We start from the raw sequence: 20,510 nt of genomic DNA on the forward strand, positions 1-20,510 counted from the left end.
TAGAGCCTATCCACGTGCGTTAAAAATGAGTAAAAACAAGTATCCCATTAAGCCTAAGAAAAATGCCGTTCACACTAAGTGAACGGCATTAGCCAATGGCGCCTTTTTTGTGTCAGTCTTTGTTTTTATCCTGATGTTTTCCATCAGTCTGGGAGCTCAGGGTTTTATCCGTGTTGCCAGCGGCTTCACCCTTACGCTTTATTTGCTTGTCTTTACTGTGCTGGCCAAATTGCGGCATTTTAAACTTGGCACTGTACTTGAGCACCGCCAGGTTACTGGCAATAACGCCTATCACTAAAATGATGATCAACCAGACTTCCAAAGATGACATTTCCATCTCCTGCTACCTGCTTCAGTCTACGGCCAGACGCTGTTCACAGCGGCGGATATCTTCAGGTGTATCTACCTCAGGCGAGTCAAATGCGCTGATGGCGACCTTGATCTTGTGACCATATTCCAGGGCCCGCAGTTGCTCCAGTTTTTCCAGATCTTCCAGTCTGCCCAAAGGCAGCTTGGCAAAGGTTTCGACAAAACGGCGGGTGTAGGCATACACCCCAAGATGCTTATAGACGGGGTAGTCGTTGATATCACGCCCAAATGGGATCCGGGCGCGGGAGAAATAAAGCGCATAGAATTCGTTGTCAAAGACCATCTTCACATGCTTGGGATCGTCCAATTCATCCTCTTCGGTGATTTGGTAGCCGAGGGTGGCCATTTCAAACTCACCGGGATGACGCTGGAACAGACTGATGATCTGCTCTATGGAGATGGGATCGATCAGGGGTTGATCCCCTTGCAGGTTGACTACCAGATCGTCATCCGCCAACCCCAATTGGGTGATGGCATCGTTAATCCTGTCGGTGCCGGAGGCCGCTTCGGCGCCGGTCATCACAACATTGCCGCCAAAGGCCTCTACAGCGTCCTTGATGCGTACATCATCGGTTGCCACATAGATGTTATCCAACCCTTTGGCCAGTCCGGCGCGCTCATAAACGTGCTGGATCATAGGTTTACCGTTAATCGGTGCCAGAGGTTTGCCGGGAAAGCGGCTGGAACCATAGCGTGCAGGGATCAACAGGGTGACTTTCATTCAATTTTCCTAGTATTCAAGAAGAAAGGGCTCATAAAGAGCCCTAATCATAGCAGTCATTTACCGGCTTAGATACGACGGAACAGCTTGGTCAGCATCTCATCGGTGACTTTTTCCTGCCAGCTGTCACCATAGACGTTGGCCCACAAAGGACCCATGCTCTTGGTGACTTTAACCATGGCGGCAATGGTTTCGTCCGGCAAGTCTTTACAGATATTTTTAGGCAACTGGATGTTGTGCTTCTTCATCATGGCACGGAATTCTTCAACCCCTTCAGGGTAGAATTCTTCCAGTACGTCGAAGGCGATACAGTTACCAATACCGTGGTGATAACCCAAGATATAAGACAGACCGTAAGAAACCGCATGGCAGGCACCTACCTGGCTATAGGCGATACTCATACCGCCCATGAAGGAGGCCATCATCAGCTTGTCGTCTTTCTCAGGGTGATCACCCAGGAAAACTTCACGGCACATATCCATGGACTTCTCGGCGTAGGCGCGGGAGAACTCGTTCAGGAAGGTACCTTGCAGAGATTCAACACAGTGGATGTAGCAGTCCATACCTGTGTAGAACCATTGGTCAGTAGGTACGCCGGCAATCAGCTCGGAGTCCATGATGATCTGATCGAATACTGTGTAGTCAGAGTTCAGACCCAGTTTACGCTCAGGGCCGCACAGTACCGCGGTACGTGAGGCTTCGGCACCTGTACCGGAAATGGTAGGGATACCTATGTGGTGAATTGCAGGGTTCTTGATCAGATCCCAGCCTTGGTACTTGGCAGAACCACCTGGGTTGGTCAGCATCAAAGATACGGCTTTGGCCAGATCCATGGTGGCGCCGCCGCCCAGACCGACTACGCTCACAGGCAGTTTGCTGTTGAATGCCTGAACCTGCTCGGTAAGGCTGTCAACCTGCTCTGTGGTTGGTTCTTCATCGACATTGACCCATAGCACCAGATCTTGTTCTTTCTGTGGCAGACGACCTTCCAGCGGCTTGCCTTTGTGAACGTCATCCACGACGAAAACCACGAAGTCGTTGGCTTCTTTGCGCTCGGCGGCCAGCACTTCATCCAGTTGGACAAAAGAACCGCGACCAAAGATCATTTTGGGGACGACTTTAAAATTCTTGAAACTCATAGCAACCAGCTCCCTTTAGGTTATTGGGCAAATGCTTTCTTGATGTTGGCAATGCGCTCGGCAATCTGTTCTTCAGTCCAGGACAGCTTGATCAGCATGGAAATGGTCCGGCTCATGATAGCGTCAGATTTGGGCACAGAAACTTTAGTATAATCCGGACGATCTTCGATTAATGTGATCGGCAGGGCAGCAGGGCTCTTGAGCTGCTGAATGTGATGCCAGTTCTTCAGGTAGTGCCAGTTGTTGACATACCAGTAGAAGCAACCATCGACACCGTTGGCAGAGAGCGCCTTGTTGACTTCCTGAGTGCGTTGCTCGGTTGGCAGCATAAAGCTGAGGAAACCGGCGCTGTCGCCTTCAGGATCGGGGATTTCGCGGAAAGTAACTTCTTCAATATCGGCCATGGCGTCTTTGATAAGCTTCTTGTTGCGACGCTGGATCTCCACTATGGTGTCCAGTTTGCGCAGCTGAGCCAGACCCAGAGCGGCGTTCATTTCGCTGATACGGAAGTTGAGGCCCATAATAGGGTGAGACTCGGCGCCGCGGTCATTACCTATATGATCATGGCCGTGGTCAGAGAACATGTGGGCGTGGTTGTAGATGGTTTCATCATTGGTGATCACAGCGCCACCTTCACCACAGGTGATGGTTTTAACCGAGTCGAAAGAGAAACAACCCACAGCGCCTATGGTGCCCAGAGCCTGACCTTTGTAGCTGCCGCCGATGGCCTGACAGGCATCTTCCAGCAGTACCAGATTGTGTTTTTCACAGATGGCTTTGATTTCGTCCATCTTGGCCATGGAACCGCACATGTGTACCAGGTTTACCGCCTTGGTGCGTGGGGTAATGGCGGCTTCAATTCCTTCTGGTGACAGACACAGAGTCTCATCGATTTCGGCAAATACCGGAATGGCGCCGGCCATGAATACTGCTTCAACAGAAGCGACAAAGGTGAAAGGAGGAACAATCACTTCATCCCCGGCGCCGATACCGGCGGCGGCCAGCGCGGTTTGCAGGGCGGCAGTACCGCTGGAGAGCAGGTGAGCATGCTTGACATTCATCTTGTCACATAAGAGCTGCTCCATATCGCGGGTTTTCCAGCGATCATTACGCATGGCATCAAAGTTGTAACGGAAGGTGAATCCGTTCTCCATGACGTCTGCTACTTCCTGTTTTTCTTCAGGACCAAACAATTCAAAACCGGGCATGGAAGGTGTCTCCTTAGATAGTGTTGTGCTCTGGGAGGGTCACGCCAGAAAAGGCCTTATGCCATAAGGCTGTCACGCGAAATGCGCCGGGTGACCGGATGACTGAGCACCCGTGTTAACTGCAGAATTATAACGGGGTGGCCAACATACTGCGATGCTTTCTTTCGGAAAAAATCCAACTGCGTAAAATTTCACCGATAAAGCAAGGGGCGCTGCTGCGCCCCTTGTCTGTTTGGATTACTCCACCCTTTGATGTCCGCCATCCACTGTGACGTCAAGATCGGTCAAAAGCCCATTGTCTATTCCGTAGATCCAGCCGTGCACTGAGAGATTTTGTCCCTTGGCCCAGGCTTCCTGGACTATGTTGCTGCTGGTGACATTGGCGACCTGCTCAATCACATTGAGCTCACAAAGGCGATCAAACCGTTGTTTTTCATTGAGGGTTTCCAGCTCTTGGTGGTGCAGGCGGTAGATATCCCTGAGATGTCCCAGCCAGTTGTCGATAAGCCCGAGTCTGTCGGTACCCATGGCGGCCTTGACGCCGCCGCAGCCGTAGTGGCCCACCACCATGATATGCTTCACCTTGAGCACATCAACCGCGTATTGCAAAACTGACAAACAGTTGAGATCTGTGTGGATCACCATGTTGGCGATATTGCGATGTACAAATACTTCTCCCGGCATCAGATCTATGATCTGGTTGGAGGGAACCCGGCTGTCGGAACAACCTATCCAGAGATATTCGGGGTTTTGCTGTTTGGCCAACTGCTCAAAAAACTCTGGGTTTTCAGTGCTTATTCTGGCTGCCCAGCGGCGGTTGTTTTCAAAAAGCGGTTTCAGTATTTTCATTCAGGCTCACAAAATAGCTTATGGGAACACAGTGGTCCGATTTACTTTCGGCAGTGTATCAGAAAATAAAGCCGCGCTGGTCTATCCATCGCGGCCGGATTTCAGTGATGTTTTTCAAGAAACGTCAGCAGGGCTTGGTTGATAAAATCGCCCTGTTCCAACACAGAAATATGGCCGGCTGCCGGTATCTGCATCATCTCGGCGCCATCTATGGCATCGACCATCAAAAAGGATTCCAGCACAGTGCGTGCCGTGTCTTCTACTCCTGACATGATTAAACAGGGTAGAGTCAAGTTATCGGCATCTTCCATGGCGTCGCGGCGATTGAAAATCAGTTTGCCCATGGCGACGGTATCAGGGATACGCTCTGGTGAAATACTTTGCAGGGCGCTGGCGAAATCACTCAGCAGTTGTGGCCGTAAACTTGCAGTGGTTACGGCAAAAAACATAGGTGCTATCTGCTCTGCCATGGGCGCAGGAATTTGCCCCAATTGGCTGATGCCATCCAACATGGCCATATATTTGTTGCGGGTAACTTCGGGCTCAAAGCCGAGGAAGCTGCCCATCATCACCAACGCCTTGACTCTTGAAGGCGCCTTCAGAACCAGCTCGGCGCCCCACATGGCACCGACCGACAAGCCGATGACAGTGAATTCATCGACATTGAGTTTATCCATCAAGGTCAACATATCGGCGGCGATATCCGCCAGGCTCTCGGTATGCGCTGGAATCGCGCCTGACTGACCATGTCCCCAAAGATCCGGCACTATGCAGCGGTAGTGTTTCGCCAGTACAGGCAGTTGCTGTTGCCACATGGTGGCGTCCCAAAGGTAGCTGTGGCCGAGCAGCAGCACAGGGCCCTGGCCCAGATCCAGATAGCTGAGGGTTTCGCCCCTGAGTTCGATTTGCTGCCGATATTGATTGAAGTCAGTCATTGTTGAAAGGTATCCCGGATTTATTGTTTGGAGCAAAGGATACCTCAAGTTTGCCGACTTAGGATCCGGGTGCGAAATCGCATGATGTTTATTTAAACTCGCTCATTCAAACGTACTTCAAAGGTACTTATGTGAAGCTTTCCGGATAGGGGGCAACGCGCCTGACATAAGTCTCGACCAGTTCCGGCAAACGCCTAAGCAAACTTTGCTTGAGTGCTAAGTCACTGTGGTCGAGTATTTGCCGCAGACGATCGCTATCAAACTTTTCGAGAAACCCTTTGGCCTTTGGCAGGAAACTCAAGTGCCAGCGCTCCGGGCTGACGCCACTGAGGCCTGGCTGAAAAGGGCGATAGAAGCCAAAATCCAGGGCGCGCTCGTCCAGCCACAGGTTCAACTTATAGCAAGGGCCCTGGGGTTCATACTCGGCATTAACCAATTTGAGTTCATGCTTGCTGATTTGGCCGCTGTCGAATAGATCCATGTCGGTCCCCCAGTGGTGGCGAGAGGCGCCAGGCAGCGCCGACCAAAGCAAAATAAGCGCCACTAACTCATCATCACTGAGCGCGCCGACGTCACCTACCGGGAGTGAGTTTTTATCCAGTAGAGGGCGCTTCCCTGAGGCTTTGGCATTCCAAATCGCGAGTTGACGCTCAAAGCTGCGATAACCCGAACAGATGGCCAGGGCGATGCCATCTTGCTCGGCGGCGGCCTGCATCTTGAGAAAGGCCTTTGCCGTCTCGGCTTCCAGCCAAACTTCAGCGCCTGAGCCGCTTTCACTGCCGCTTAGATTAACCAGTGTCCTTCGTGGCGCTTCTTCGGTCTCCAGCCCATAGAGAAAATCGCTCTTTGCCATCACTTACTCCAACAAGAGTTTTTCCAGGATACGCTGATAACACTGGGCCAACAGCTCGAGATCCGCGACTTTCACGCACTCATTAACCTTGTGAATAGTGGCATTCACCGGACCCAGCTCTATTACCTGAGCACCGGTAGGCGCAATAAAGCGCCCATCTGAAGTGCCGCCCGAGGTTTGCGGGTCGGTCTCTGAGCCTGTTACCTCTTTAATCGCTTGGCGGGTCGCTTCAAGCAGCGGGCCATCGCCGGTCAAAAATGGCAGGCCGTTGAAGATCCAGCCAAGCTCATAATTCAGTCCATGGGCATCGAGGATATTCTCGACCCGCTTAATCAGCTCTTCGGCGGTGACTTCGGTGGAGTAACGGAAGTTGAACATTACCTTGAGCTCACCCGGGATCACGTTGGATGCCCCTGTGCCGCCGTTGATATTGGCTATCTGAAAACTGGTCGGCGGGAAAAACTCATTGCCTTTGTCCCACTGCATGGCGGCAAGTTCGGCCAACGCCGGCGCAGCCTTGTGCACTGGGTTATCCGCCAGGTGAGGGTAGGCCACATGTCCTTGAATACCCTTGACGACGAGATTGCCGGTGAGGCTGCCGCGGCGACCATTTTTGACTACATCGCCTAGTTTGAGAGTACTGGATGGCTCACCGACCAAGGCCCAGGTGATCTTTTCATTGCGCTCTTCCAGAGTGTCTATCACCCGGGTAGTGCCGTTGATAAAGGGGCCTTCTTCATCGCTTGTGATCAGAAAAGCGATAGAGCCTTGATGGTTCGGATGGGCGGTCACAAAACGCTCGGTGGCCACCACCATGGCCGCCAACGAGCCTTTCATATCCGCGGCGCCGCGGCCGTGAAGATAGTCGTCGATAACCACTGGCTCGAAGGGCGGAGTATGCCAATTGGTCAAGTCCCCCGGCGGTACCACATCTGTATGACCGGCAAAACAAAATACCGGTCCTTCAGTACCGCGGCGAGACCAGAGATTGGTGGTATCTTCAAATACCATGGACTCGTTGGCAAAGCCCAGTTTGGCAAGGCGCTCGGCCATCAATGCCTGACAGCCTTCATCCAGAGGGGTAACAGATGCCCTGGAGATTAACTCCTTGGCAAGTTCAAGCACCTGCTGACTCATAGGCCGAACCACGCTTGGTAGTCGGCTTCTTTAAAACCGGTCATCACATCTTGGCCCCGGGTCAATACAGGGCGTTTGATAAGGGTTGGATTGGCCAGCATCAGGGATATCGCCTTGGCACTATCAATATCCTGCTTATCGGCGTCATCCAGCGCACGGAAACTGGTGGAGCGTTTGTTCAGCACCGCCTCCCAGCCGATGCGCTCGACCCAGGCCTTGAGAGTGTCTTGTGATAGTTCCTGCTCACGAAAATCCACAAAAGTCACTTGCTGGCCCTTGGCCTCCAACCATTTTCGTGCCTTCTTAACCGTGTCGCAGTTTTTAATCCCATAGATTCTATCTGTCATGACGAGTCCGTTTCTCTGTATTGCTTATAGTTCGTAATTGTCAGCGAGTATAACAAAGGCTAAACCGATGAAAAGGGGGATCTTGATGTGGAAAATTCATAAACCATGCCCTTCGGGGATTTTACTGCACCGGCTCTCTGGGTTATCCAACTTCGACAGGCCCAGGTATGCCTTCAGTCAGATGCCTTGAACGCCAATTGTTGTGCAAGCCACTCTTTACATCAAGAGAGTGCCACGATGACTTAGTCGCACCTTCCTTAGTTTTGTTCATTTTGAGCATGCGCTTAATGGATAAAATTTCGTCAAAGGTTTTTATGGAAATTAATTTCGCAATCTTATATTAACCTTGGTTTAACACTAGGCTGTCCTGTACGTCAGCAACCTTATTGAATGCGGACGCAGAATAGGAATTAGCCAATGAATAATACGGTTATTTTTATCAATGCCCTGAGTTGTCGGGGGGCAACCGGGACGATAACTAAGTCAGAATCCCATGCTCTTTCTTGTAAAGCGCAAACAGATATTTTGCCAATTAGCTTTGTTGGTGGATTAGGGGCCGTTACCCCGGTCGCCAGCTTACTCAGTTTAGCCATTCGACAGCTAAAACGTGATATAGAACGCAGGTTTCTCTTTTTAACGAGTTGGCGAGCGGAGCCTGGTTGCACACAAAGACATTTTAAACATTTTCCCATTTTCTATCAGGAGCATGATTGTAATTCTTCTGAGCAGTTCAGATTGCAGAGCGCGTATCTATTCAAGGGATTTAGTTGCGATAAATGGCAAGGCTATAGGCAAAAGTCTCGTAAGTTCCCTGGCGGTGGTTGTTTATCTGAATATCGAATCACGAATGATTGCTTTCTTGTATGGGGGCAGAAAAATGTGTCAAAGGCACAACGACATAAAACCAAGGTGAGAACATTTTTCGTTCGGAAAACCTTATCAAGTCGATTAAGCAGTCCCGTTCAACATCCCTCAGATGGAATTAAAGATTACGCCCGGGAAATGGCGTTCATGGTTTCCCCTTGTGTCGGGTGCGACGCACCTGTGCCGAATCCAGGTTAAAGGAGAAGGACAATGATCAAGATAACTTATCGGTTGATCGCCTTAGTGGCATACGCCCTGATGCTTTGTAGTGTTCAAAGTCGCGCAGAAACGCACTTTCTTATTCCTGGAGGGCCAGGCGGGGGCTGGGATACGACAGCAAGAGCTGTAGGCGAAGCCATGGTGAAGTCAGGACTGGATGACAACACCTCATTCCAGAATATTTCTGGTGGTGGAGGTGGCCGCGCTATTGCTTATTTGATTGAGTCGGGAACGAAAAAAGGCGATATGTTGATGGTTAATTCTACGCCGATAGTGCTGCGAGCACTTTCGGGGCAGTTGCCTTACAGCTATCGCGATTTGACACCAGTTGCCAGCGTTATTGCCGACTACGGGGCGTTTGCAGTGCGTGCAGATTCTCCCTATCAAAGCTGGCACGATGTTATTGAAGCCTTACGCGGAGATCCAAAAACGATCAAAGTCGCCGGTGGCTCAGCCCGCGGGTCTATGGACCATTTAGTTGCCGCACAGGCAGTTCAAGCGGCAGGTATCGATGGCAGACTGCTCAGGTATATTCCTTATGATGCTGGTGGAAAAGCCAAGGCGGGCTTGTTGTCCGGCGAAGTAAATCTCTTATCGACGGGGTTAAGCGAAGCACTCGATATGATGCGTGCGGGACAGGTAAGGATCTTGGCGATCACTGCTGATGAACCTTTGGTGGAATATCCACAGCTCCCCACTATGAAAACACTGGGTTATGACATGGAATTTGTGAATTGGCGTGGCTTTTTTGCTGCTCCAGATGTCTCACAGGCAAAAGTGCAGGAATACAGTGACAGGTTTCAACGTTTAATGGCAACACCTGAATGGGAGAGCGTACGTCAACGTAATGGCTGGCGCACGTTATTTACCAGCCAGGATGCGTTTGTTGATGTACTTGAAGCACAAGAACAGCAGCTTCGTGATGCAATGGAAGCGTTGGGCTTTATCCATCGTTAAAGGAGAGATGACTATGATGAATCGAGAGCTCATAGGGTCAACATTATTTTTGCTGCTATTTGTTTGTTATGGCATTTACGCTTGGCAGATCCCATTGATGCCATTTGAAGAGTACGAAAGTGTTAATTCAGCAAGCTTACCAAAGTTGTACACGGTATTAGGGATGGTGATTTGTTTACTGGCAATGATAGCTGAAATAGTGAAAGCGCCAGTGAATAAAAAACGGGAAATTAAAACTACCATAAGCTGGAAAAGTATCCGTCAAACATTGTTGTTAATAGTACTTATGTTGCTTTATAGCGGACTTTTAGAACCGCTGGGTTTTGTATTGGCAACAACAGTTTTTTTACTTGTCGGTTTTTGGTTAATGGGTGAAAGACGTAAAAAAATACTACTGTTGGCATCAATCCCTGTAGTGATTATTTTTTGGATCATCATGACCCAGTTATTAGGTGTTTATCTTGCCCCTGGTGAATTTTGGAGTTAAATCATGCTAGATGGAATCTTAACAGGCTTATCAACCGCCTTTGCTTGGCAAAACTTGATGTACGTGATCATAGGTTGTTTTGTGGGGACCTTCATTGGCATGTTACCCGGTTTAGGCCCCATGACTGCGATCGCGCTGATGATCCCTATTACCTACAGCATAGGCGCTGACTCCGGCATGATTTTGATGGCTGGTGTTTATTATGGCGCTATATTTGGAGGCTCAACGTCATCTATTTTAATCAATGCGCCCGGGGTGGCCGGTACAGTGGCCTCGTCCTTTGATGGTTATCCTATGGCAAAGCAAGGACATGCAGGCAAAGCTTTGGCGATTGCGGCTTATGCGTCTTTCACTGGTGGAACCATTGGCGCGTTAATGTTGATGGTCGCCGCCCCCTTATTGGCAGAAGTGAGTTTAAGTTTTCATTCTGCGGATTATATGATGTTGATGTTCCTGGGGTTAACAGCGATTGCAGCCTTTTCTAATAAAGGTCAATTTTTAAAAGCCATGATGATGACAGTCTTTGGATTAATGTTAGCCACTATAGGTATAGATCCATCTTCAGGCACTGAACGTTTTACCTTTGGCCAAGCAGATTTGCTTGATGGTGTGAACTTTCTATTAGTTGCCATGGCGACTTTCGCATTATCGGAAGCTTTGATTAATGTCATTCGCCCGGAACAAAAAAATCCCGGGGAACTGGACATGGGCACACCTAAAATCGGTTCAACCAAGCTGAGTAAAGCGGAAGTAAAGGAGCTTGCGCCTACTGTAGGGCGTTCATCCTTATTGGGTTTTCTAATCGGCGTATTACCGGGGGCTGGCGCAACTATTGCAAGTTTTATGGCGTACGCCTGTGAGCGTAATTTAGCCCCGAAAGCATTACAGGAACGCTTTGGACAAGGTTCAATGCGAGGTTTGGCTGCACCGGAATCTGCAAATAATGCAGCTTGTACCGGCTCCTTTGTCCCTCTATTGACACTTGGGATACCTGGTTCAGGAACCACAGCGATTATGCTTGGTGCGCTAATAGCTTATGGTATTCAGCCTGGTCCTACACTAATGCAAGAAAACCCTGCGGTGTTTTGGTCTGTTATTATCAGTATGTATTTTGGTAATATTGTTTTACTTATTTTGAACTTACCCTTGATTCCTTATTTTGCTAAAGCATTAACCTTACCGCGGGCAGTGTTAACGGTAATGATTTTATTTTTTAGCTTAATTGGAGTTTATTTAGTGACGTTCAACACCTTCGATTTATTTATGATGGTGGGTGTTGCTGCTATAGCTCTTATTCTACGGTTGTTGAGTTTTCCTATGGCGCCTTTATTACTCGGGTTTATTTTAGGGGATATGATTGAGCGAAATTATCGACGTGTCGTGATGATTTCTGATGGTTCAATAAGCTTTTTATGGGAACGACCTCTTACATTAGCTATAGGTGTTATTGCGATATTAGTATTGCTTATTCCATTAAAAAGTTTCTTGAGTAACTATCTTCGTTAGGATGCCAAGTTATAGGGTGGATATCATGCGAAATTCAGAACAAGAGGCAATCTCTGCGTCCGCATTCAAAGTGATTCGCCGTCCAAAAAAATTGGAAACCCGATTAATTATTTTGGTTGTTGGCGTCTGTGTTTCAAGCATTGTTCTTTTTTGCATTGGTTTATAATGTGATCACGCAAAACTTTCATCAAGAAGTGGGGGGGAAGGCGTTAGCATTGGCTCTGTCAATAGCGTCTCGGCCGGATGTGATTATGGCTTTAAAAGCTGACAAGGAAGCGAATGAACACCCTGAGCTCAATGCTAAAATGGAACAATTGCGTCAGCAAGTAAATGCTGATTTTATTGTCATTGGCAATACTGAAGAAATTCGTTTGGTGCATCCTGAACCAACGCGAATAGGTCAACGTATGGTTGGGGAAGACTCAGAAGCTGGATTACGTGGCGAGTATTATGTTTCTGAGGCCATTGGGAGTTTAGGTGAATCTATTCGTGGCAAGGTACCGGTTTATGATGATAGTGGTGAGATCTTAGGTTTGGTATCTGTAGGTTTTTTGGCCGGCTCAGTTGAATTATTGATTTTAGAGCGTAGTAGTATATTGTTCTGGGGCTGCATTTCGTTATTGTTACTCAGTATTTTTGCTGCCGTATTTATTGGTCGATGGGTGCGAAACGCCATTTTTGGGTTGCAACCAGATGAAATAGCAAGGCTATTTGCTGAGCAGGAAGCCATCTTGAATACAGTGCGTTCCGGCATTATTGCACTCGATCCAAAGGGGAATGTTCGGAAAATAAATCAACGGGCTTGTGAAATCCTGGAACAACCGTTGCGTATCCAGCATCAAAGTCTTCATTTAACTGATTTATTGCCGGAACATGCAGAGTTTTTATTGCGAAATCCAAGTCGCCGTATTCTAGGTTTCGAGTTGTTTGCTGCCGATAAACGTTTGGTTTTATCACGTTTTTTACTTCAAGCCCACGGCTACAATGATGGTGTGCTATTGAGTATGCGACCTGCTGATGAGTTAGAGTATTTATCGCAACAATTGGCCAAGGTACAGGCATTTGCTGAGTTATTGCGGGTACAAACTCATGATTATTCAAATAAGTTAAACACTATTGGTGCTTTAATCCAAATGGGAGAGTTGGATAAGGCGATTGAGCTTATTGGTCAAGAGAGCCAAGGTTCACAGGCTCAGATTGAAAGTTTATTGACCCATATTCAAGAACCTGTTATCGCTGGATTATTACTAGGGAAGTACCACAAAGCCCGGGAGGTGAATGTCAGTGTGGAACTGAATAATGATAGCTTGTTATGCAGTATTGAACGCAAGGAACTCCTGGAACGCATGGTGTCTATTTTGGGCAATCTTATTGATAATGCGATTGAAGCGGTGCAACAGGTACAACACCTGCGGCTGCCTCGTGTGTTAGTTACCATTGATGAAACGGCGCAAAATATTATATTCGATGTTGAGGACAGCGGTATAGGACTAGGTGCTGATAAAGCTGCCATTTTTACACCGCAATACAGTTCAAAAACGGGTGCACAACATGGTGTAGGGTTGTATTTGGTGAAAACGCATTTGGAATCTTGTGGTGGTACATTGGAATTGGGAGAATCTGATTTAGGCGGTGCAAGGATTACCGTTTACATTCCGAAAAAACATGTTAAAGGAACTTCTCATGGCGTATTCAGTAATCATTGTTGAAGATGAAGTTGCCGTCTCACAATTGTTGGCTCAGTATTTACTGTTTCCTCAAACGCAAGACACCGTACGCCAGGGACAGTATCAAGTTGTGGGTTGTGCCGGTAGCATAAAAGTTGCGACCGGTTTGTTAAAAGCATTACAACCTGATCTGCTTTTATTGGATATTTATCTGCCGGATGGTTCTGGACTTGAGTTGTTACAACAGGTTCGTAAGCAAGGACTCAAAAGTGATGTGATGTTGATTACAGCAGCCAAGGAAGTCACCATTTTAGAACAAGCCATGCAATTGGGAGTATGTGATTTTCTTGTTAAACCTTTAATGTTAAAGCGTTTAGATCAAGCACTTGCTCGCTTTGAAGCTCGTCAACACTGTCTTTCGGTAGCGGAAGAAGTAACCCAATCCATCGCTGACACTCTATTTGGGGGGGATAATAAGCAATCGAGTAATCAAGTACCGGTTCGTCTACCCAAAGGTGTGGATGCCTTGACTCTAGATAAAATTCGTTCCGTGTTTATTGAACATCCGAAACAAAGTTATACCGCACAACAAATGGGGGCTCTTGTCGGCATGAGTCGTTCAACTGCACGGCGTTATTTGGAATATATGCTGGCGATTGATGAGTTGATTGTTGATCAAAATTACGGGGCTATCGGCCGTCCGGAACGAAGTTATCGCTTTATCGGCTTTAACAAAAGCTGATGCGATATTGGTAAGTGAGAGAATTATCTGTTCCAGGAACCGCGATTTTTTAATGAACCGCAACCAGAAGGTAGGGGACGTTGACCGGCACTCAAATGCACTATGTCAAATAATGCATTTGAGTATTATTGGGGTTTAGTTCAGACCTGAACCGTGAATATCACATCTTTGCCGGCGTTGACGCTACCCTGGCGCTTTTCCAGATACTTAACATCTTCCATATTAGCCAGCACAACAGGAGTGAGCAGACTGTTGACCTGGTCTTTGAGAAAGTCGAGGTCAAACTCCAGTATAGGTTCGCCGGCTTTAACATCCTGACCTTCCTGGGCCAGGCGTTTGAAGCCTTTTCCTCTAAGTTCTATAGTACCAACGCCGAAGTGAACAAACAGCTCCAACCCTTGGGGCGACTCTATGCTGAAGGCATGGTTAGTTTCAAAAATTTTGCCTATAGTGCCGTCAATCGGCGCCAGCATAAATTTACCTTTGGGTTCTATCGCAATGCCATCACCGACAATCTTTTCGGCGAAGACCACATCCGGGACTTTTTCAATGGCAACAATATCGCCACTGATAGGGGCATAAACTTTAATACCGCCTTCTATGTTGGGCTGCCCCGATACCATGCGGCGGATCCGGCTTAAAAATCCCATGGGTTGTTTTGTCCTTTTTGTTTTTGGTTTCTGGTTAAACAGTCCCTCGACAACGTTCAGGTTGGGGAAGGGGATTTTTGCTTAGCATACTGAATTAATAGCTTTAATGACAGAGGGAGATCAAGGATGTCAATTCGGACAATCGAGTGCAGACGAGTGCTTTTTTGGCCTGCTTTGCAAATTGACTGAAGTTACCCTCACACAGCGCCGCTTTGATTTCCAGCACAGATCCCAGGTTGACTGACAACTCGTCCAGCCCCATGCCCATCAGTATTGGCGCAATACGCGGATCGCCTGCCAGCTCTCCACACAAAGAGACCCTGATGCCGGCGGCTTTGGCGTCTGCTATTGTCATGGCAATCAGCCTGAGGATCGCCGGAGAAAATGAGGGATAATCCCGGGTCAATTCAGGGTTGGTTCTGTCGGCCGCCATGGCATACTGAGTCAAGTCATTGGTACCTATGCTGATAAAGTCCAGCTTAGGCAGTAGTGTTGGCAGGTTCATAACCGCGGCCGGGGTTTCCACCACTATGCCAAGGCTGATGTCGCCATAGCCTTTCTCGGCCTCGCTGAGCTGCTGTTTACAGTGCTCCAGCATATCCAGTACGGCGTCCAACTCTTCAACCTGATTAACCATGGGCAGCATCAACCGAACCGGACCATGATTGGCGGCGCGCAATACGGCCCGTAGTTGTGTCTGCAGAATTTCAGGATGTTTAAGGGTGTAGCGCACGCCGCGCATGCCAAGCGCAGGATTGTCTTCTATTGCCTGATCCAGGCAAGGCAGTTCCTTGTCAGCACCTATATCCAGTGTACGTATGGTGAAGGGCTGGCCGTTGAGCAGCTGCAGAGCATCGCAATAGAGGTTGTACTGAGCCTTTTCATCTGGAATACAACTGGCATCCATCAGCATGAATTCGGTACGAAAAAGGCCTATGCCTTCTGCGCCGACCAGGGGCAAACGGGAGATCTCATTGAGGTTACCCACGTTGGCCATTAGGCTTATGCGTTTTCCGTCCTGGGTCTGGGTCTGCCTGTCCCGGTATTGCTCCAGTGCGCTGCGTCTTGCCTGCTCGCGCTCAAATCTCTGCTTAAGCTCTGTGACTTCAGTTTGCTCCGGGCGAACAAATAAAGCACCTTGGTTGGCATCCAGAATGAGCTGATCGCCGGCATTGATATTGCCTGTTTGATAGTTGCAGGAAAGCAGGGCGGGGATGCCGGCGGCACGGGCCAAGATAGCCGTGTGGCTGGTGAGGCCACCGGTCTTCAGTATGATGCCTTTGATATGTTCAAGGGGCAGCAGGGCAAATTCCGCCGGTGTCAGATCCTGAGCCAACAAGATGGAGTCATGTTTGAGTTTATCCAGGCCATCGGCATCGGCGCCGTTGATACTACTGATAAGTCGTCTGCCGAGGCAACGTACGTCCTGGGCCCGGTTTGCAAGATAAGGGTCTTCCAGTGCTTCAAGTTCACTGGCCTGGTGGGCAAAGACCCGCTCTACCGCTGCTGTGGCTGAAAACTGCAGCCCACTGATGGACTCGCGAATTTGTTGAATAAGTTCAGTATCTTCCAGTAGTAGCAGATCGGCTTCCACCAATTGGAAGTTGTCTGAATCTTCGGTCAGTTTATCCAGGCTGGTTTGTAACTGCTGGCACAAGCGCTGCAGTGCCTGGGTGAGCTTATTCAGCTCTTGAGGGATTTTGGCAAGTGGCAGCAGGCGGTAATCCATGCTGTTGTCAAAGGGGTTGTAGACTACCGCTTCTCCGAAGGCGATACCCGATGAGACTGCAATTCCGGCGAGGCGCATCTGTGTTCCTCTCAACTTAAGGTGATCAACAGTTCCGACACCCGTTCAACGGCTTCGCGAGCCTGTTCACCTTCGGCAAATACTCTGACAGACACGCCTTGATAGAGCCCCAGTGTCTGCAACTTGAACAGACTCTTGGCACTGGCTTGTTTGCCCTGGCACTCAACCATCACATCACAATCGTACTGTTTCGCCTCTTTTACCAGCAGTGCGGCAGGGCGGGTATGGATCCCGTGTTTGGCGGTAATAGTGACGGTTTTTTCGTACATAGACTTCTTTGACTCATGTAATTAACTGAATAATATCCGGTAACGGCTGACGTTTTGCAATACTCCGGCGACCAAGCCGTCAATTGCCATATTCAATAACCTGATATTGCTGCTTTCTGAGGGCGCGAATGGCGGTATCCAACTTATCTTTCTTCAGCAGTATATAGTCGGTATCGAAGGTTGAAACTGTAAAAATACTCACATGGGCATCGGCGAGAGTTGCCGAGACTCTGGCCATGATACCCGTCATGGAAAAGCCAAGTGGCCCTAAAAGTTCAAGACAACGCCAGTCTTCTTCCTGCTCCAGGCTATCGAGCTCCAGTTTACAATCGACGACTACCGAAAGCTCCTCACGGGTTTTGGCAATAAAAAACAGCGGCTGGCTGAGTACTTCGGCCGGAACCTGGGTATCTGAGCTGAAACTGTGGATAGTGAATAGCTGCGGATAGACCGCCAATGTCATGCGCAAAGCCAATACCTCTATTTTCGCCCGGGGCCACCAATGGGCGCCGCTGCGGCATCACCTGCCGGGTACGGCAAACTCCGGGAAGGTGCGAACAAGTCCCATGTGTGCTCTGCGTCGGCTTACAGGCCTGGATGCAAGGCGTGGTTCGCCGCAAATGGCCCTAGTCCTTTGCAAGAAGCACAACACAGCAGGCAGGTCTGTAAGCCACGCCCTTCGGGGTTTTCACAGCAACCGGCTCTCTGCGTTATCCGACTTCGACATGCCTTCAGTCAGATGCCTTGAACGCCAATTGCTGTGCAAACCAGAGTGCCACGAGGACTCATTCGCACCTTCCTTAGCTTATCACAATAAGAAAGGGGCAGAATACGTTCTGCCCCTCGAGATGTTAGATCTTGAATTGCCCCAGAGTGCGGCGCATGTTCTGGCTGATCTGCTCAAGCGACATTGCTGCGCTTTGGTTGCTGGCATTGGCTTGCACTGAAACTTGAGTCAGCTCGGAAATGGTGCTGACATTGCGATTGATCTCTTCGGTCACCAAAGATTGCTCTTCGGTAGCGCTGGCGAGTTGGGTATTCATATCGCTTATCTGTGCTACCAGGGAGAGGATTTGATCCATGGCAGAGCCTGCCGCTTCGGCCTGTTTTTGCAGCTCGGAGGATTGGCTCTGTGTTTGGCTGTTACTCTCCATAACGGCGCTGACACCGGATTGAATTTCACTGATCAGCTTGTGAATTTCGTTGGTGGAGTCCTGAGTGCGGTTGGCAAGGGCGCGCACTTCATCGGCCACTACAGCAAAGCCGCGGCCGTGAGTACCGGCGCGGGCGGCTTCGATGGCGGCGTTGAGTGCCAAAAGGTTGGTTTGTTCGGCAATGGTGCGGATCACATCGAGAATGCCGCCAATTCTGCCTGAAGCTTGACCCAGGGTTTCGGTAAGGTTTTCTGCGGCTTGCAGTTCGCGCACCAGCTCCTGGCAGTTTGCCAGTGTCGCATCCATGGTCTCTTTACCGCTGAGGGCTTGTTGTTTGACGCTGGAAGCGGCATCGGCAGCCTGCTGGGTATTGTTGGCCATCTCCTGGGTGGTTGCCAGCATCTGATTCACGGCGGTGGCCACGCTGGCGGTTTCCCTGTGGATGTTATCGGCGCTGTGGTTGGACTCTTTGACTGCGACTGTCAGGTGCTCGGCGTCCTCGCCAAGTGATGCACCAAGTGGCTGCAATTCGCTGACGGTTCTACCTATCTTCTCTACAAAACTGTTAAAGGCACGGGCTAGTGCTGCTACTTCATCACGGCCTTGACCTTCGAGCCTTTTACTGAGATCGCCTTCACCTTGGGCAATATCCTCCATTGCGGCGATGGCGGTCTTAAGCGGCGCGGTAATGGATTGATTGAGCACCAGAAAGAAGATGAAAATCGGCGCTGAAATCAACATCATAATGATCAGATAATCGATTGAGACTGACTTCATTGTGGCGTTGACATCGCTGATATATGTACCGGTCAGCAGGGTCCAGCCCCAATCTTTGTCATATCTGGATTCGGTGAGCTTTTCTTCGCTATTACCACTGGCTGGGTTGCGGATCTCATAGCTGAGTTTGCCTGTGCCATTGGCCTTGGCTTGTTGTTGTAGCTGGGCCAGCGGATTGCTGCCATCCTTGATATGATAATCGGCAATGGCTTGGCCCACCAGCGACGGCTCAGCGCCGTGGGCGATGATTTTTCCCTGATCTGAGAGCAGAATAAAGTAACCTTCACGGCCATATCGCATCTGGCCCACCAAGGCTGCTGACTCTTGTTGGGCTTTCTCAAGAGTTAGTGTTCCAGCACGAACTTGATCACGGTGTGCTGCAACTACAGACAGGGCAGTGTTCAGCTGGGCATCATTTTGCAGCCATTTTTGAGTTATCAGGTTATCGTACTGTTCTTTAATGGAGAAACTGGCGAAACACAGGGTGCCTATTGCGGCCAGAACCAACATAAGGATAAGGCGCTGAAGAATGGTGAGCTTCCTGAGTAGTGCCATTTCGTACTCCTTTGTTATCTATTTTTAGTTAGTTGGCAGCGACTATAACGCGATGGAAAAACCAAGTGAAACCTTTTTACCTGGCTTGACTTGCTTTGTTGATCAGGCTCATTGTTCAGCTTATATCAAGCCTAAAAAGAGCTCCTTGCTTAGCTGCTCTCAATGCTGCACAGAGGATATCGGCTCAAATATCAAAAGCTTAAGCCGTGCTCAGCCACTTAGGTTAACGTTCGAAGTCTAATTAATTGTTTTTATTTTGATTTTTTTGGCTGAAGGGCTCAATATTAACCTTATTTTTATTATTGGCCTCTTTTCATGAATACACCTCAAGTCATTAGTTCAGACGATATTTTACTGAAGCTTTGTCACTCTGTGACCCATGTCTTATCAGCCACTACAGCAAGTACTTTGTCCCATGCTGGAGTTGTACAGCGTATTACCCGTACTCGGCTTAAGCCGGATCTCGGTTGTTTCTCTATCTTTGATGGCGGCTTTTCCGGTCTGGTGGTGATTAATTTTTCCGCTGCGGCTGCATTGGAAATTTATCGTCGCTATATGCTGCATATGGGCATGCCTGAGGAAGAACTAGCTTTCTCCCATACCTCAGATGAGGTGGGTGATGTAATGGGTGAACTGATGAATCAGATGTTGGGGGATTTTATCGGCAAGGTATCCAAGGAGCTGCAAACATCTATTAGCCAAAGCCAGCCAAAGATGCTGACTATAAACAAGGAACTGACCATATCCATTGATGCCAACTTGGACGAGCCCATCGCTCGTAGAGTGTCCTTCAAAACAGAAAACAATCATATATTTTATCTTGAATTTGCCATGGACAAGACAGAGTTTATTCGTCTGGCAGAGTTTGAAACCGATGAAGAATTTGACCCTGATCTGCTTCTGGCTCGTCATGGCAGTCAACAGTCACAGACTAAAGTTTCTGAATCACCTTGGGTGAAAGCGGCAAATATCGATGATGACACTGATGATCTGTTCAAAGAGTTGGGAATTTGACCTCCTGAGATGACCGTTATTTTGTTCATTTCAGGTTGCCGGGGAATCAATTCCAAATAGCTTCCCTGGCCTCTATTAAGAGCTTTTTACTATCGAATGTTAGGTGGATTTTTCTATCTTGAATCGGGAGGACAGGTAGGGAATGTAATCTTCAATGTCATGTTTGCTATTGTGAAGGGCACTGGAGTCTGAAGGAATTAGAAATTGGTTGCGGGAGCCGGATTTGAACCGACGACCTTCGAGGCTCTTATAAGGAACTGAGCCCGACGAGCTACCTTGCTGCA

The 20,510-nt window shown here is 48.8% G+C and carries 21 protein-coding genes and 1 pseudogene; 7 read left to right on the plus strand and 15 right to left on the minus strand.

Annotation, left to right across the window (positions count from 1 at the left end; genetic code table 11):
- Nucleotides 1-112: 112 nt before the first annotated feature.
- From ACMHXE_RS03525 to ACMHXE_RS03565, 9 genes are all read right to left on the minus strand, one after another.
- Entirely contained in the window at nucleotides 113-331 is a 219-nt protein-coding gene (locus tag ACMHXE_RS03525) for a DUF2897 family protein (RefSeq protein WP_101054568.1), read from the minus strand.
- 21 nt (nucleotides 332-352) lie between these two features.
- Nucleotides 353-1,090 (minus strand): 8-amino-3,8-dideoxy-manno-octulosonate cytidylyltransferase KdsB, encoded by a 738-nt coding sequence (kdsB, locus tag ACMHXE_RS03530; RefSeq protein ID WP_039035453.1) that lies wholly within the window; start codon nucleotides 1,088-1,090, stop codon nucleotides 353-355.
- A 68-nt stretch (nucleotides 1,091-1,158) separates the two neighbouring features.
- Nucleotides 1,159-2,229 carry a 3-deoxy-alpha-D-manno-octulosonate 8-oxidase KdnB gene (gene kdnB, locus ACMHXE_RS03535; protein ID WP_101054334.1) on the minus strand — a complete coding sequence of 357 codons (1,071 nt, stop codon included), beginning with the start codon at nucleotides 2,227-2,229 and terminating at the stop codon, nucleotides 1,159-1,161.
- A 20-nt stretch (nucleotides 2,230-2,249) separates the two neighbouring features.
- Complete coding sequence (kdnA, locus tag ACMHXE_RS03540; protein ID WP_413731397.1) at nucleotides 2,250-3,437, minus strand: 8-amino-3,8-dideoxy-alpha-D-manno-octulosonate transaminase KdnA; 1,188 nt, start codon at nucleotides 3,435-3,437, stop codon at nucleotides 2,250-2,252.
- Nucleotides 3,438-3,674: 237 nt separating this feature from the next.
- Nucleotides 3,675-4,286, minus strand: coding sequence for a carbonate dehydratase (can, locus tag ACMHXE_RS03545; RefSeq protein ID WP_101054332.1), 612 nt, complete (start codon nucleotides 4,284-4,286; stop codon nucleotides 3,675-3,677).
- A gap of 101 nt (nucleotides 4,287-4,387) precedes the next feature.
- Nucleotides 4,388-5,221, minus strand: a complete 834-nt coding sequence (locus ACMHXE_RS03550) for an alpha/beta fold hydrolase (RefSeq protein WP_101054329.1) — start codon at nucleotides 5,219-5,221, stop codon at nucleotides 4,388-4,390.
- A 127-nt stretch (nucleotides 5,222-5,348) separates the two neighbouring features.
- Nucleotides 5,349-6,074: a M15 family metallopeptidase gene (locus ACMHXE_RS03555; RefSeq protein ID WP_101054327.1), complete on the minus strand. Its 726-nt coding sequence runs from the start codon at nucleotides 6,072-6,074 to the stop codon at nucleotides 5,349-5,351.
- Between the two features lie 3 nt (nucleotides 6,075-6,077).
- On the minus strand, nucleotides 6,078-7,211 hold the full coding sequence (gene dapE / locus ACMHXE_RS03560) for a succinyl-diaminopimelate desuccinylase (RefSeq protein ID WP_101054324.1): 1,134 nt from the start codon (nucleotides 7,209-7,211) through the stop codon (nucleotides 6,078-6,080).
- On the minus strand, nucleotides 7,208-7,558 hold the full coding sequence (locus ACMHXE_RS03565; protein ID WP_101054321.1) for an ArsC family reductase: 351 nt from the start codon (nucleotides 7,556-7,558) through the stop codon (nucleotides 7,208-7,210). Before ACMHXE_RS03565 ends, dapE begins: the two co-directional genes overlap by 4 nt.
- Nucleotides 7,559-7,975: 417 nt before the next feature.
- Here ACMHXE_RS03565 and ACMHXE_RS03570 point away from each other — a divergent pair, with 417 nt between their 5' ends.
- The 6 genes and pseudogenes from ACMHXE_RS03570 (at nucleotide 7,976) to ACMHXE_RS03595 (ending at nucleotide 14,000) form a co-directional block, all read left to right on the plus strand.
- A complete protein-coding gene (locus ACMHXE_RS03570; RefSeq protein ID WP_226565790.1) occupies nucleotides 7,976-8,620 on the plus strand; it encodes a hypothetical protein in 645 nt (214 codons plus the stop codon).
- Nucleotides 8,621-8,680: 60 nt separating this feature from the next.
- Nucleotides 8,681-9,598 (plus strand): tripartite tricarboxylate transporter substrate binding protein, encoded by a 918-nt coding sequence (locus ACMHXE_RS03575; protein ID WP_224866342.1) that lies wholly within the window; start codon nucleotides 8,681-8,683, stop codon nucleotides 9,596-9,598.
- Nucleotides 9,599-9,611: 13 nt separating this feature from the next.
- On the plus strand, nucleotides 9,612-10,085 hold the full coding sequence (locus ACMHXE_RS03580; RefSeq protein WP_101054314.1) for a tripartite tricarboxylate transporter TctB family protein: 474 nt from the start codon (nucleotides 9,612-9,614) through the stop codon (nucleotides 10,083-10,085).
- 3 nt (nucleotides 10,086-10,088) lie between these two features.
- The gene (locus tag ACMHXE_RS03585) at nucleotides 10,089-11,591 is read left to right on the plus strand and encodes a tripartite tricarboxylate transporter permease (RefSeq protein WP_413731401.1); all 1,503 of its coding nucleotides are present in this window, start codon (nucleotides 10,089-10,091) and stop codon (nucleotides 11,589-11,591) included.
- 25 nt (nucleotides 11,592-11,616) lie between these two features.
- Nucleotides 11,617-13,300: pseudogene (locus tag ACMHXE_RS03590) on the plus strand (ATP-binding protein).
- Nucleotides 13,275-14,000 (plus strand): response regulator, encoded by a 726-nt coding sequence (locus ACMHXE_RS03595; protein ID WP_101054309.1) that lies wholly within the window; start codon nucleotides 13,275-13,277, stop codon nucleotides 13,998-14,000. Before ACMHXE_RS03590 ends, ACMHXE_RS03595 begins: the two are co-directional and overlap by 26 nt.
- A gap of 140 nt (nucleotides 14,001-14,140) precedes the next feature.
- Here the strand turns inward: ACMHXE_RS03595 and crr are convergent, their stop codons facing one another.
- From crr to ACMHXE_RS03620, 5 genes are all read right to left on the minus strand, one after another.
- Complete coding sequence (gene crr / locus ACMHXE_RS03600) at nucleotides 14,141-14,650, minus strand: PTS glucose transporter subunit IIA (protein ID WP_101054306.1); 510 nt, start codon at nucleotides 14,648-14,650, stop codon at nucleotides 14,141-14,143.
- A gap of 103 nt (nucleotides 14,651-14,753) precedes the next feature.
- Nucleotides 14,754-16,457, minus strand: a complete 1,704-nt coding sequence (gene ptsP / locus ACMHXE_RS03605) for a phosphoenolpyruvate--protein phosphotransferase (protein ID WP_101054303.1) — start codon at nucleotides 16,455-16,457, stop codon at nucleotides 14,754-14,756.
- Between the two features lie 11 nt (nucleotides 16,458-16,468).
- Entirely contained in the window at nucleotides 16,469-16,726 is a 258-nt protein-coding gene (locus tag ACMHXE_RS03610; RefSeq protein WP_028779985.1) for an HPr family phosphocarrier protein, read from the minus strand.
- Nucleotides 16,727-16,805: 79 nt separating this feature from the next.
- The gene (locus ACMHXE_RS03615) at nucleotides 16,806-17,195 is read right to left on the minus strand and encodes an ACT domain-containing protein (protein WP_025010258.1); all 390 of its coding nucleotides are present in this window, start codon (nucleotides 17,193-17,195) and stop codon (nucleotides 16,806-16,808) included.
- A 382-nt stretch (nucleotides 17,196-17,577) separates the two neighbouring features.
- A complete protein-coding gene (locus ACMHXE_RS03620; RefSeq protein WP_101055787.1) occupies nucleotides 17,578-19,212 on the minus strand; it encodes a methyl-accepting chemotaxis protein in 1,635 nt (544 codons plus the stop codon).
- Nucleotides 19,213-19,527: 315 nt separating this feature from the next.
- Between ACMHXE_RS03620 and ACMHXE_RS03625 the strand changes: the two genes are divergently transcribed.
- Nucleotides 19,528-20,226: a DUF3334 family protein gene (locus ACMHXE_RS03625; RefSeq protein ID WP_101055786.1), complete on the plus strand. Its 699-nt coding sequence runs from the start codon at nucleotides 19,528-19,530 to the stop codon at nucleotides 20,224-20,226.
- A 99-nt stretch (nucleotides 20,227-20,325) separates the two neighbouring features.
- Here the strand turns inward: ACMHXE_RS03625 and ACMHXE_RS03630 are convergent.
- On the minus strand, nucleotides 20,326-20,510 hold a 185-nt coding region (locus ACMHXE_RS03630), incomplete at its 5' end, for a hypothetical protein (protein WP_413731404.1).

The sequence above is a fragment of the Shewanella sp. BJSY2023SW007 genome, assembly GCF_047314525.1.
GTDB lineage: Bacteria > Pseudomonadota > Gammaproteobacteria > Enterobacterales > Shewanellaceae > Shewanella > Shewanella chilikensis.